At 71.8% G+C, this 12,172-nt stretch carries 14 protein-coding genes; all 14 read right to left on the reverse strand.

Translation table 11 applies throughout. The features are described from left to right. Positions 1 to 100: 100 nt before the first annotated feature. The 14 genes from lgt to C6C15_RS08715 all read right to left on the reverse strand — a co-directional run bounded on the left by lgt (position 101) and on the right by C6C15_RS08715 (position 12,170). Positions 101 to 1,126 carry a prolipoprotein diacylglyceryl transferase gene (lgt, locus tag C6C15_RS08650; protein WP_060921662.1) on the reverse strand — a complete coding sequence of 342 codons (1,026 nt, stop codon included), beginning with the start codon at positions 1,124 to 1,126 and terminating at the stop codon, positions 101 to 103. A gap of 10 nt (positions 1,127 to 1,136) precedes the next feature. Further along, the gene (gene trpA / locus C6C15_RS08655) at positions 1,137 to 1,940 is read right to left on the reverse strand and encodes a tryptophan synthase subunit alpha (protein WP_105949847.1); all 804 of its coding nucleotides are present in this window, start codon (positions 1,938 to 1,940) and stop codon (positions 1,137 to 1,139) included. Beyond that, positions 1,937 to 3,205, reverse strand: coding sequence for a tryptophan synthase subunit beta (trpB, locus tag C6C15_RS08660; RefSeq protein ID WP_062634529.1), 1,269 nt, complete (start codon positions 3,203 to 3,205; stop codon positions 1,937 to 1,939). Before trpB ends, trpA begins: the two co-directional genes overlap by 4 nt. Beyond that, on the reverse strand, positions 3,202 to 3,978 hold the full coding sequence (trpC, locus tag C6C15_RS08665; RefSeq protein WP_105949848.1) for an indole-3-glycerol phosphate synthase TrpC: 777 nt from the start codon (positions 3,976 to 3,978) through the stop codon (positions 3,202 to 3,204). Before trpC ends, trpB begins: the two co-directional genes overlap by 4 nt. Further along, complete coding sequence (locus C6C15_RS08670) at positions 3,978 to 4,208, reverse strand: HGxxPAAW family protein (RefSeq protein WP_025103479.1); 231 nt, start codon at positions 4,206 to 4,208, stop codon at positions 3,978 to 3,980. The genes trpC and C6C15_RS08670 overlap by 1 nt, the downstream gene beginning before the upstream one ends. A gap of 47 nt (positions 4,209 to 4,255) precedes the next feature. Continuing rightward, on the reverse strand, positions 4,256 to 4,846 hold the full coding sequence (locus C6C15_RS08675) for a Trp biosynthesis-associated membrane protein (protein ID WP_060923193.1): 591 nt from the start codon (positions 4,844 to 4,846) through the stop codon (positions 4,256 to 4,258). After that, complete coding sequence (gene hisI, locus C6C15_RS08680) at positions 4,843 to 5,226, reverse strand: phosphoribosyl-AMP cyclohydrolase (RefSeq protein ID WP_060923194.1); 384 nt, start codon at positions 5,224 to 5,226, stop codon at positions 4,843 to 4,845. Before hisI ends, C6C15_RS08675 begins: the two co-directional genes overlap by 4 nt. Further along, positions 5,223 to 5,984 carry an imidazole glycerol phosphate synthase subunit HisF gene (hisF, locus tag C6C15_RS08685; protein WP_060923195.1) on the reverse strand — a complete coding sequence of 254 codons (762 nt, stop codon included), beginning with the start codon at positions 5,982 to 5,984 and terminating at the stop codon, positions 5,223 to 5,225. The genes hisI and hisF overlap by 4 nt, the downstream gene beginning before the upstream one ends. Then, the gene (hisG, locus tag C6C15_RS08690; protein WP_060923196.1) at positions 5,984 to 6,823 is read right to left on the reverse strand and encodes an ATP phosphoribosyltransferase; all 840 of its coding nucleotides are present in this window, start codon (positions 6,821 to 6,823) and stop codon (positions 5,984 to 5,986) included. Before hisG ends, hisF begins: the two co-directional genes overlap by 1 nt. Positions 6,824 to 6,861: 38 nt before the next feature. Further along, positions 6,862 to 7,125 (reverse strand): phosphoribosyl-ATP diphosphatase, encoded by a 264-nt coding sequence (locus C6C15_RS08695; protein ID WP_025103484.1) that lies wholly within the window; start codon positions 7,123 to 7,125, stop codon positions 6,862 to 6,864. Continuing rightward, complete coding sequence (gene rpe, locus C6C15_RS08700) at positions 7,122 to 7,802, reverse strand: ribulose-phosphate 3-epimerase (protein WP_105949849.1); 681 nt, start codon at positions 7,800 to 7,802, stop codon at positions 7,122 to 7,124. Before rpe ends, C6C15_RS08695 begins: the two co-directional genes overlap by 4 nt. Positions 7,803 to 7,806: 4 nt before the next feature. After that, positions 7,807 to 9,174 (reverse strand): RsmB/NOP family class I SAM-dependent RNA methyltransferase, encoded by a 1,368-nt coding sequence (locus C6C15_RS08705; RefSeq protein ID WP_105950793.1) that lies wholly within the window; start codon positions 9,172 to 9,174, stop codon positions 7,807 to 7,809. A gap of 98 nt (positions 9,175 to 9,272) precedes the next feature. Next, positions 9,273 to 10,193 (reverse strand): methionyl-tRNA formyltransferase, encoded by a 921-nt coding sequence (fmt, locus tag C6C15_RS08710; protein WP_105949850.1) that lies wholly within the window; start codon positions 10,191 to 10,193, stop codon positions 9,273 to 9,275. An 18-nt stretch (positions 10,194 to 10,211) separates the two neighbouring features. Continuing rightward, complete coding sequence (locus C6C15_RS08715; protein WP_105950794.1) at positions 10,212 to 12,170, reverse strand: hypothetical protein; 1,959 nt, start codon at positions 12,168 to 12,170, stop codon at positions 10,212 to 10,214. Between the last annotated feature and the right edge of the window lie 2 nt (positions 12,171 to 12,172).

Here is a 12,172-nt window from a genome sequence, read left to right on the forward strand (position 1 = left end):
CTGGAAGTACACCAGTTACCGTCCTCAGATCTTCAGTGAAACCCGGGGACGTCGTCGGCCCGCTCGTTCAGTGCAATGGTTCTCCCGCCGCGAGTCGGCGTTATCGGGAGCCGTCCCCGCTCGAGGGAGCAGCGCTTGTGGCAGTGGCTCCGGCGGCGACTTCTTCGGCCGGAGGCTCGCTCACGTCCACGAAATCAGAGGGATTGTCCTGCGATTGTACATCAGCGTCCAGGTCCTTCCGTCCGCGGCCCGGCCGGTACGGCGACGGCTCGAGGCCGGGGTGACGACGGGTCTGCACCACGAGGATGACCAGTCCCACCACCACGCCGATGATCGCGGCCCAGACGTTGCTGCGCAGACCGAGGATGATCTCGCTCGGGTCGATGCGGATCGACTCCCACAGGATGCGTCCGGCGCTGTACCAGATGAGGTAGATCGCGAAGAGGCGACCCCACTGGAAGAACAGCTTGCGTCCGAGCCACAGCAGCACGAGGACGCCGAGGCCGTTCCAGATGACCTCATACAGGAAGGTGGGGTGGAACAGGGTGCCCTCGGGGAGACCGGGAGGGAAGGCCGAGTTGTCGGACGGGATCTCCAGTCCCCACGGCAGGTCGGTCGGCAGGCCGTAGAGCTCCTTGTTGAACCAGTTGCCGAACCGGCCCATCGCCTGCGCGAGGAGCAGGCCGGGAGCCAGCGCGTCCGCGAACGTCCAGAAGCGGATACCCGTCCACCGGCAGCCCAGGTAGGCGCCGACGGCACCGCCGATGAGCGCCCCGAAGATGGCGATGCCACCCTCCCAGATCGCCCAGACGGAGCCGGGCTCGAAGGGGTTCCAGGTGTTCTTGCCCTCGCCGAAGTAGAAGTTCGGGTGGGTGAGCACGTGGAAGATACGCGCGCCGATGATCGCGAGCGGCACCGCGAGGATGGAGATGTCGATGACCACCCACGGCTCTGCGCCGCGCTTGGTGAGACGGTGGTTCGTCATCAGCACGGCGACGATGATGCCGGCGATGATGCACAACGCGTAGAAGTGGATCCGGAGCGGGCCGAGATCGATGTACGACACGGACGGACTCGGGATGCTGGCGAGCACGCCGGCGGCGGTGCTGTGGAGCGCGGAGGACATGAGTGCGATCCTACTTCTCTGAGACGAAGCGCGCCGACGCGGTGCCGGCGGCCAGGGTTCGGGTGACTTCGGCGAGAGCGGGCACACCGCCGTCGCGGAGGGCGCGGACGAGAGCGGTCCCCACGATGGCGCCGTCGGCGTACTCGGACACGCCCGCGATCTGCTCCGGCGTCGAGATGCCGATGCCCACGCAGGCGCGGCGGGCGCCGTGGTCGCGGAGCCGCGACACGAGGGTGCGCGCCGCGCGGTCGAGCTCGGCCCGCTCCCCCGTGATCCCCATGGTCGAGACGGTGTAGACGAAGCCCGTCGAGGACCGCACGACGAGGTCGAGGCGCTCGTCGGACGAGGTCGGAGCCGCGAGGAAGACCCGATCGAGACCGAGCCGCTCGCTGGCCGCGATCCACTCGCCGGCGGCCTCCGGCGTGATGTCCGGGGTGATCAGACCCGCGCCGCCCGCGGCGAGCAGGTCCTCGGCATAGCGGTCCACCCCGTACTGCAGCACCGGGTTCCAGTAGGTCATCACGAGGACGGGGACGTCGGTGGCAGCGGTGATCGCACGGATCGCCGTGAAGAGGTCCTTCATCCGGAAGCCTGCAGCGAGGGCCTTGGTCGTCGCCTCCTGGATGATGGCGCCGTCCATGACGGGATCGCTGTAGGGCGGGCCGAGCTCGATGATGTCCACGCCGTTCTCGGCGAGGGCGATCGCCGCCTGGATGCTGGTCTCCAGGTCGGGGAAGCCGACGGGCAGGTAGCCGACGAAGGCGCTGCGGCCGGTGTCGTGTGCGCGCTGGATGGCCTGTTCGACGCGGCTCACAGCTGCGGCTCTCCCTTCGAGGCCGCGTCCTCGGCGGCGCTCTCCTCGGACACATCGTGCGCGAGGGCGTCCTCGTCGTAGAGCTCGAAGTAGCGCGCGGCAGTGTCCATGTCCTTGTCCCCGCGGCCGGAGAGGCAGATGGCGATCAGGCCGTCCGGGCCGAGCTCGCGGCCGATCCGCAGCGCGCCGGCGAGGGCATGGGCAGACTCGATGGCGGGGATGATCCCCTCGGTCCGGCTGAGCAGCCGCAGGGCCTGCATCGCCTCGTCGTCGGTGGCCGGGATGTACTCGGCGCGACCGATGTCGGCCAGCCAGGAGTGCTCGGGGCCCACGCCCGGGTAGTCGAGACCCGCGGAGATCGAGTGCGATTCGACGGTCTGGCCGTCTTCGTCCTGCAGCACGTACGTCTTCGCGCCGTGCAGCACGCCGGGGCGGCCGCGTTCGATGGACGCAGCGTGCTTGTCGGTGTCGACGCCGTCGCCCGCCGCCTCCACGCCGTACAGACGCACGCCCTCGTCGTCCAGGAACGCGTCGAACATGCCGATCGCGTTGGACCCGCCGCCGACACAGGCGACGACCGCGTCCGGGAGCCGGCCGACCTCGTCCAGGATCTGGGCGCGCGCCTCCTCCCCGATGATCTTCTGGAAGTCGCGGACCATCGCCGGGAACGGGTGCGGGCCCGCGGCGGTGCCGAAGATGTAGTTGGTGGTCTCGACCGAGGCCACCCAGTCGCGGTAGGCGTCGTTGATCGCGTCCTTCAACGTGCGCGAGCCCGAGGTGACCGCGACGACCTCGGCGCCCAGCAGACGCATGCGGGCGACGTTCAGCGCCTGCCGCTCGGTGTCGACCTCGCCCATGTAGATGGTGCAGTCCAGGCCGAACAGCGCGGCGGCGGTCGCCGTGGCGACGCCGTGCTGACCCGCTCCGGTCTCGGCGATGACCCGGGTCTTGCCGAGGCGCTTGGTGAGCAGCGCCTGGCCCAGCACGTTGTTGATCTTGTGCGAACCAGTGTGGTTGAGGTCCTCGCGCTTGAGGAAGACCCGCGCGCCCCCTGCGTGCTCGGCGAACCGGGGCACCTCGGTGAGCGCGGAGGGGCGCCCGGCGTAGGAGGACAGCAGATGGGCCAGCTCGGCTCGGAACTCCGGGTCGGCGATGGCCTCCTCGTAGGCGACCGTCAGCTCGTCGATCGCGGCCACGAGAGACTCCGGCATGTACCGTCCGCCGAAGTCGCCGAAGAACGGACCGTGCTGGTCGCGCAGACTCACTTCGCCTCCAGGAAGCTCTCGAGAGTGGCGACCGGGTCTCCGGTCACCAGGGCCTCGCCGATCAGCACGACGTCGGCACCGGCCGAACGGTAGTGCGCGACATCGGCGGGGGTGAGCACCGCGGACTCCGCGATCTTGATCGCCGAGTCGGGGATGCGGTCCACGAGCCGGCCGAACAGATCGCGGTCGAGCTCGAGGGTCTTGAGGTTGCGGGCGTTCACGCCGATCAGGGCGGCGCCGAGGTCGATCGCGGCCTCCAGCTCCTCCGCCGAGTGGGTCTCCACGAGCGGCGTCATGCCGAGCTCGAGGATGAACCCGTAGAGGTCACGCAGGACGCCCGGCTCCAGGCCCGCCACGATCAGGAGGACGAGATCGGCACCGGCGGCACGCGCCTCCAGCACTTGGTACCGGGTGGCGATGAAGTCCTTGCGCAGCACGGGCAGCGAGACCCGGGCGGTGACCGCCTCCAGATCGGCGAGACTGCCGCCGAAGCGGCGCTCCTCGGTGAGGACGCTGATCGCGGAGGCGCCGCCGGTCTCGTAGAGCGCGGCCTGGTGCGCGGGATCCGGGATCTCCGCGAGGGCACCGCGGGACGGACTCGCCCGCTTCACCTCGGCGATGATCTTCACCCGGTCGGCGGGAGCGAGAAAGGACAGCGCGTCCTTCGCCGCGGGGCGCGCGAGGGCGTCACGCTCGACGACCACGAGCGGACGGGACTGGGAGCGACGCTCGGCGTCTGCGACAGCGCCGGCCGTCAGGTCGGCGAGGACCACTAGTGCGCCTTCGGAGCGTACTTGGGACCCTTCACGCCGTAGCCCGCCTTCGCGAGCACCCAGCCGACGATCGCCCCGATCGGGATCAGTGCGGCGGCGATCCACACCAGGGTCGGCTGCTCGAAGCAGAACGCGACGGTCGCGGCGGCGAAGCCGACGAGCATGATCACGACGGCGGTCCAGGCCGCAGGCGAGTGTCCGTGGCCGGGGTCAGCGATCGGGTTGGTCATGTTCTCCTCCGGGGGACGACGTGGGATCTGGATTCAGTCTATCGGGGTCAGCGTGTCGGGTCGGACCCGCGGGACAGCTCGTCCCAGGAATCGACCGCGTCGACGGGGCCGTCGTGCGGCGCACCGGTCGGCGCGTCGGTGCGGTAGCGGCGGCCGCCGACCTTCCAGCGCCGCCAGGTGGTCAGCACGAGGACGGCGGCGGCGAGCAGGATCACCCAGCCGATGAGGGAGAGGAACGGCCAGGCCGACGGCACGATGCTCGCCGCGACCTCGTGGACTGCTCCGCTTCCGGCGAGTCCCGTCGTGTCGGTGACCGTCGCAGCGACAGCGCCGTAAGCGTCGCCGAGGAGGAGCTGCAGCGTGGACCAGCCCAGGAACAGCGCTGCCGCGGCTGCCAGGACCCCGAAGACGACGCGCACGACCCGGCCGGCGATCGCGAGGGCGGCACCGAGCGCCAGGACCGCAAGGCTCAGCGGGGCGAGGAGCACGAGGGCGGAGGCACCGGGGACGAGGATGTCCTCCCCCGCGTCCGCCCGCTGCACCGTGAACCAGGTCTGCGTGGAGGAGATGATCCCGATGGCGCCGGCCAGCAGGAACCCCGTCACGGAGAGGGAGCGTCCGCGCTGCGCGATGCTCACGAGGCGCTCACCCCGTCGACGGCGTCGAGGTCGGTGGTATCGAAGCACGTCCGCGTCCCGGTGTGGCACGCGGGTCCGGTCTGGTCGACGAGGAGCAGGAGCGCATCTCCGTCGCAGTCGAGGCGGGCCTCCCGCACGACCTGGATGTGCCCGGACGTGTCTCCCTTGCGCCAGTACTCCTGGCGGGAGCGGGACCAGTACGTCGCGCGTCCCGAGGTGAGCGTGCGGCGCAGCGCCTCGGCGTCCACCCACGCGAGCATGAGCACCTCACGCGAATCCCACTGCTGCACGATGATCGGGGCGAGCCCATCGTCGTTGAAGGCGACCTGCGCGATGCGGTCGTCGATGGAGACCTGGTCCTGCTTCGGCGTGTCGGTCATCGGACGAGCACTCCTTCCGCGCGCAGCGCTTCCTTCACATCGCCGACGGTCAGGGCCCCGGTGTGGAACACGCTCGCCGCGAGCACGGCGTCGGCCCCCGCCTTGATGGCCGGAGCGAAGTCCGTCGCGCGTCCGGCACCGCCGGAGGCGATCACGGGGATCGGCGCCACCTCGCGCATGAGGCGGACGAGCTCGAGATCGAAGCCGTCGCGGGTGCCGTCGGCGTCGATCGAGTTCACGAGCAGCTCCCCCGCGCCGCGCTCGGAGGCCTCGCGCGCCCAGTCGAGCGCATCCAGCGTGGTCTGCGTGCGGCCGCCGTGCGTCGTGACGACGAAGCCGGATCGCGTGGTGTCGGCACGCTTGACGTCGAGCGAGAGCACGAGCACCTGGGCACCGAAGCGATCCGCGATCTCGCCGATGAGCTCGGGACGGGCGATCGCCGCCGAGTTCACGCCGACCTTGTCCGCACCGACCGCGAGGAGCCGCGCGACGTCGTCGACGCTGCGCACCCCGCCGCCCACCGTCAGTGGCACGAAGACCTGCTCCGCGGTGCGCTGCACGACGTCGTAGGTCGTGGCCCGCGCATCCACCGTCGCGGTGACGTCCAGGAACGTGATCTCGTCGGCGCCCTGGGCGGCGTAGTGGCGGGCGAGCTCGACCGGATCGCCCATGTCCCGGAGGTTCTCGAAGTTGACGCCCTTGACGACGCGGCCGTCCGCGACGTCCAGGCACGGGATGACGCGACTCGCGAGGGTCATCAGAGCCTCGCTGCGTGGATCGCCGTGACGAGGATGGCCCGGGCGCCGAGGGCGTACAGGTCGTCCATCACCTGGTTGACCCGGCGACGCGGGATCATGACGCGCACGGCCACCCAGGCCGGGTCGCGGAGCGGCGAGATGGTCGCGGACTCGCGACCCGGGGCGATGGCCACCGCCTGATCGACGAGCTCGGTGGGAAGGTCGTAGTCGAGGAGCACGTAGCGACGCGCCACCATCACACCGCGGAGCCGGCGCAGCAGCGTATCCACGCCGTCGGCCTCACCGGGACGGCTGATCAGCACCGCCTCGGACTCCAGGATCACGGGGCCGAAGATCTCCAGCCCGGCCTGCCGAAGGGTGGTCCCGGTGGACACGACGTCGGCGACCGCGTCGGCGACACCGAGGCGCACCGCGGACTCGACGGCCCCGTCGAGCTGCACGAGCTCCGCGTTCACACCCTGGTCGCGGAGGAAGGAGCCGACCAGACCAGGGTAGGCCGAGGCCACGCGGACGCCGTCGAGATCCTGGACGGAGGTGAAGCGTCCCGGAGGACCGGCGAAGCGGAACGTGGACGCCCCGAAGCCGAGCTGCTCGATCTCGCGCGCCGGCTGCTGCACGTCGAGGAGGAGATCACGACCGGTGATCCCGACGTCGAGGGCGCCGGAGGCCACGTAGGTGGCGATGTCGCGCGGGCGGAGGAAGAAGAACTCGACGTCGTTCTCGGCGTCGATGACATGGAGGGTCTTGGGGTCGCGGCGGCCGGCGTAGCCCGCCTCCGCGAGCATCTCGGCGGCGGTGTCGGACAGCGAGCCCTTGTTGGGAACGGCGATGCGCAGCATGAACGGCTTTCAGTTCGAAGGAGTGGGACCGGAGCGCATCACAGATGTCGGTAGACGTCCTGCAGGGTGAGGCCCTTCGCGAGCATCATCACCTGCAGGTGGTAGAGGAGCTGGGAGATCTCCTCGGCGGCAGCGGCATCCGACTCGTACTCCGCCGCCATCCAGACCTCGGCGGCCTCTTCGACGATCTTCTTGCCGATCGCATGCACGCCGCCGTCGAGCTCCGCCACGGTGCCCGATCCCTCGGGTCGGGTCTCGGCCTTGACGCTGAGCTCGGCGAACAGCTCGTCGAAAGTCTTCACCCCTCCAGGCTACCGGCTCGCGCGAGGTCCCTGAGCCGGGTGACGGCCGCCTCCACGTCGTCCGCACCGTAGACCGCGGATCCGGCGACGAAGGTGTCGGCTCCCGCTTCGGCCGCCTGGGCGATCGTCGCGTCGGAGATGCCGCCGTCGACCTGGAGCCAGACGGACGAGCCGCGGCGCCGCGCCTCCGCGGACAGCGCCTGCAGCTTCGGCATGGTCTCGGGCAGGAAGCCCTGTCCGCCGAAGCCCGGCTCGACGGTCATCACGAGGATCTGATCGAACTCGTCCAGGAGCTCGAAGAGTCCCTCGACGGGCGTCGCCGGCTTGACAGCGACCCCCGCACGGGCGCCGATGTCGCGCAGGCGACGCGCGAGGGCCACCGGCTCCCCCGCCGCCTCCAGGTGGAAGGTCACGCTCGCGGCGCCGAGCTCGGCGTAGCCCGGAGCCCAGCGATCCGGATCCGTGATCATGAGGTGCACATCCAGCGGGACCGGGCTCGTCTCCTGGATGCGCTGGACCATCTGCGGGCCGAACGTGAGGTTCGGCACGAAGTGGTTGTCCATGACGTCGACGTGGGCGAAGTCGGCCGTCGCGATGCGAGCGAGCTCCGCCTGCATGTTGACGAAGTCGGCGGCGAGGATGCTGGGGTTGATGCGCGGGGCGCGGGGCAGATCCATGGTCTCAACCTTCCTTCGGGGCGTCTGTCGCCTCCAGCGGGCGCTGCAGGAGCGCGAGGAACATCGCGTCGGTGCCGTGCCGATGCGGCCAGAGCTGAGCGCTGCCCGTCTGCGCCCGCCCGTCATCGGCGAGATCGATCGGCGACTGCGCCACGCCGTGCAGCACCGCGCGGGCATCGAGCTCGACGAGCTCCGGCCGGAGGCGCCGCACCTCCTCGACCACAGCCGTGGTCTCCGCGAGATGGGGCGAACAGGTGACGTATGCGACGACGCCTCCGGGTGCGAGAGCGTCCACAGCCGCCGTGAGCAGGCCCACCTGCAGCGGCACGAGCTCGGCGACGTCCGCCGGGGACTTCCGCCATCGGGCCTCCGGACGCCGCCGGAGGGCGCCGAGACCGGTGCAGGGCGCGTCCACGAGGATCCGGTTGAACGCCTCCGGCCGCTCAGCCGCCAGCTCCCGGCCGTCGCGCTCGTGCACGGTGACCTCGCCCGGGACGGCACGCAGGGCGTTGCGCACGAGCCGGGCGCGGGTCGGCACCACCTCGTTGGCTTCCAGGACCGCGTCGTTCTGCCGAGCGACGGCAGCGAGCAGGGCCGTCTTCCCGCCGGGACCCGCGCACAGGTCGAGCCACCGCTCCCCCGTGCGCAACGGCGTCGCCGCGGTCAGTGCGAGCGCGACGAGCTGAGATCCCTCGTCCTGCACCCGGACCGCACCGTCGGAGGCGGCCAGCGCGAGACGCGGATCGCCTCCCGGAGACGCGAACGCCGTGGCGGCGTAGGGCCGGCGGGGCTCCTGCGGCTCCGCGAGCCCGGGGAGGGCGACCAGGGTGACCTCGGGCGAGACGTTGTCGGCCTCCAGCAGGGCCTCCAGCTCCTCGACGCGCCCCTCGGCGGCGAGGGCGCGCCGCAGCGCCCGGATGATCCACACGGGATGCGCGGCTCGGAGGGCCAGGCGTTCGTCGTCCGATCGCGCCGCCGCCTCGATGCGCGCCAGCCACTCGCCCGGCGACTCACGGGCGATCCGCCGGAGCACCGCATTGGCGAAGCTCGATGCGCCACGCCCCGCCGTAAGGGCCACGAGGTTCACGGACTCGTTCACGGCCGCGTGCGAGGCCACCCGCGTCGCGAGAAGCTGGTGCACCGCGAGCCGGAGGGCGTCGAGCACCGCGGGGTCGATCGCGTCGGCCGGGCGGTCGGCGGCGGCGGCGATGATCGCGTCGTAGGTGCCCCGGCGACGGAGCGTGCCATAGGTCAGCTCGGTTGCGAGAGCCGCGTCCTGCGGATCCAGCCCTGCCTCGGCGATCGCCGTCGGGAGGAGCAGGTTGGCGTAGGCATCGGAATCCGACACCGCCCGGATCACGTCGTAGGCCACGCGGCGCGCCGGCTGGACCGACCGGTTCGGGCCGCGGCCGTTCCGCTCCCGGCCTGCGTGCTGCCGACCCGAGCCGGGGCGCCGTCCGTCGTTCGCGTTCACGAGCCGGCCACCGGGGTCGTGCCCTGCAGTCCCCGCCACCAGTCGGCGGCGTTCATGGGGCCCTTGCCCGCGGGCTGCAGCCGCGTGACGGCCAGCGGCGAGGTGGCCGTCCCGATCAGGACCTCTGCTCGCGTGCCCGCCATGGCACCCGGTCGCAGGTCCTCCGCCTCGGCACCGGCGGGTCGCGCCTCGAGGATCTTCAGCCGCTGACCGTCGATCGTCGTGTGCGCTCCCGGCTCCGGCGTGACTCCGCGGAACCGGGCGTACACGGCGTCGAACGGCTCGCGGAAGTCGAGGAGACCGTCCTCGAGCGTCAGCTTGCCGGCGAACGTCGGCTCGCCCTCCTGCGGGACGGCGCGGGCACTGCCGTCCGCGATCGCTGCGACCACATCGGCGGTGAGAGCGGCACCGTCGAGAGCCAGAGCTTCCAGCACCTCCCCCGCCGTGGCGGTCGCCGGGAACTCGACGGCGCGCATCGCGAACACGTCGCCGGCGTCGAGCTCGGCGACGAGCTGGAAGACGCTCGCGCCGAGGACGGCATCTCCCGCGATCAGAGCCCGCTGCACCGGCGCGGCGCCGCGCCAGGCCGGCAGGAGCGAGAAGTGCAGGTTGATCCACCCGGCATCCGGCGCCGACAGGAGCGGCTCGCGCACGAGTCCGCCGTACGCGACGATCACGCCGAGCTCCGGGCGGAGGGCCGAGATCTCGGTGGTCACCGCCTCGTCCAACCGGGCAGCGTGGATGACCGGCAGGCCGAGTTCAACCGCAGCCTGAGCGACCGGCGACGGGGTCAGCACACGCTTGCGCCCGAGGGGGGCGTCGGGGCGCGTCACCACGGCGACGATGTCGTGCTCGGCGGCGAGGCGTCGCAGAGTGGGGACCGCGGCGGCGGGAGTGCCGGCGAAGACGAGGCGCATGAAGGTTCTCCGGAAGGGTCAGAGTTCTGGATCGAGGATATCGAGGCGGACCGCGAGCGTGCTGCGGGCGGCCTTGGTCCGGCCTCGGCGTCCGCTCACCGCCTCCGCCACGACGGCAGCACGGAGGGTGGTCGCGACGCGGCTCCCCGCGCCGTAGTCGAAGCGCACGAGCGCCCGGACCCGGGGCGGGACGTCATCCGATTCGACGGGGACGGGACCGAGCACCGCGTCGGAGGGCAGGGAGAGTTCGGACAGGGCTTCCAGAGCGCGCGCCACGGCGGCGGACGAGCCTTCCACGAGCGCGACTCGGGCGGTCGGCGGCATGTGCAGCGGCGCGCGCTGCTCCAGCTCGGTGCGCGCGTAGGCGGGATGGTTCCACGTGGCGAGGGCTCTGGCGACGGCGCCGTCGACCCCGACGAGGTGGACGGGGGCGCCCGGCGCGGCGAGGGCGGCGGCGTTCGACCACCACCGCAGACACGCTTCGCCGATGCGCAGATCCGGCGCCTGCAGCATCCGCGGGCCGTCCAGTAGGACGACGGCCCGGTAGCCGCCCTCCGCGAGGGGCTCGGCGCCGCGCGTCGCGACCACGAGGGCCGGGCGCGCGTCGACGCGCTCCACCGGATGGCTGCCGTCGGCGACGATGACGCGGACGCCGGGGAAGGCGCGGCCGAGCTCGTCGGCGGTCCGCTCGCTGCCGGATGAGGCGAGCCGGAGACGGGTCGAGGAGCACGCCGGGCAGGTCCACGCCCTGGCACCACGCCCGCACCACCCGCACACCGGGACCGCGCCACGATGGCGGGCGCCGAGAGGACCGCCGCAGTGAGGGCATCGGGCGGGAGCCCGGCAGTCGGCGCAGACGAGGGACGGCGCGAAGCCGGGCCGCGAGACCTGGACGAGCACCGGCCCTTGCGCGGCCGCATTCCGGGCGGCGAGGAAGGCCGACGACGGCATGCGCTGGGGCGTCGGCTGCTCCATCTCCTGCGGTGTGCTCAGCACCACACGCGGGAGCACGCGACGGGTCGCGCGGACATCCCGCAGCCAGCCGTGCACGACGAGCCGCTCGATCTCGGTCGTCCGCGTGTGACCGGCGAAGAGTAGGGCCGAGCCCTCCCCCTCCTGCCGCAGCAGCGCCGCATCCCGGGCGTGGACGTAGGGTGCGAGCGGCTCACCCAGAAGGCTGTCGCCGTCGTCCCACAGCGCCACCAGACCGGCGACGACAGGGGCGTACACGGCGGACCTGTTCCCGACGACGATGCAGGGCGCGTCCTCGAGCGTGCGCAGGAAGGAGCGGTAGCGATCCGGGTTCGACTGTCGGGAGTCGTACCGCGCGATCGCCTCCGCCGGGACGAACGTGTCGAGGGCGGCGAGCAGCCGATCGAGGTCACGGTGGTCGGGCACGACGAGGATGGTCGACTTCCCCGCCGCGAGCGTCATCGCGGCGGAGGCAGCGAGCATCCGCGCCCAGCCCGGTGTGTCGTCGCTGAGCTGCGGGATGGCCTCGACGGCCGCGCGTCCGTTCTCGTCGAGCACCGCCTGCAGTCCGTCGTACAGTCCGACCACGGACGCGGCCGCGTCGCGGGCCTCGGGTTCGAGGAGCGGCGTCGGAGCGTCGGCGGTCCAGGCCTTCTCGACCCGCACCTGCCGCTTCGGGATCACCAGCCGCAGCACGTCCGATGCCGACCCTGCCGCGCGATCGGCGACGCGCCGCGCCAGTCGGTACAGACGATCCGGCAGCACGGGGACGGCCGACACGATGCTCTCGACCTCGGAGAGCGGACGATCGGCGTCGTCCTCCACGTCCAGCTCCACCACGAACCCGTCGACCACGCGCCCGGCGGTCCGCAGGGGCACGCGCACCCGGACCCCGGGCTCGACATCGCCGAGTTCGGGCGGAAGGGCGTAGTCGAACAGGCGGTCGAGCTGCGGCAGCGGCGATTCCAGAAGCACCCGCGCGATGCGCCTGCTCTCCGGAGAGATCA

The organism is Microbacterium sp. str. 'China', assembly GCF_002993305.1.
In the GTDB taxonomy this organism is placed as follows: Bacteria; Actinomycetota; Actinomycetes; order Actinomycetales; family Microbacteriaceae; genus Microbacterium; species Microbacterium paraoxydans.

What these genes read in the sequence shown, in the direction of transcription:
- lgt (WP_060921662.1), bottom strand. Translation starts at nt 1,126, where the DNA reads ATGTCCTCCGCGCTCCACAGCACCGCCGCCGGCGTGCTCGCCAGCATC.
- C6C15_RS08670 (WP_025103479.1), bottom strand. Translation starts at nt 4,208, where the DNA reads ATGACCAACCCGATCGCTGACCCCGGCCACGGACACTCGCCTGCGGCC.
- hisI (WP_060923194.1), bottom strand. Translation starts at nt 5,226, where the DNA reads ATGACCGACACGCCGAAGCAGGACCAGGTCTCCATCGACGACCGCATC.
- hisF (WP_060923195.1), bottom strand. Translation starts at nt 5,984, where the DNA reads ATGACCCTCGCGAGTCGCGTCATCCCGTGCCTGGACGTCGCGGACGGC.
- hisG (WP_060923196.1), bottom strand. Translation starts at nt 6,823, where the DNA reads ATGCTGCGCATCGCCGTTCCCAACAAGGGCTCGCTGTCCGACACCGCC.
- rpe (WP_105949849.1), bottom strand. Translation starts at nt 7,802, where the DNA reads ATGGATCTGCCCCGCGCCCCGCGCATCAACCCCAGCATCCTCGCCGCC.
- fmt (WP_105949850.1), bottom strand. Translation starts at nt 10,193, where the DNA reads ATGCGCCTCGTCTTCGCCGGCACTCCCGCCGCCGCGGTCCCCACTCTG.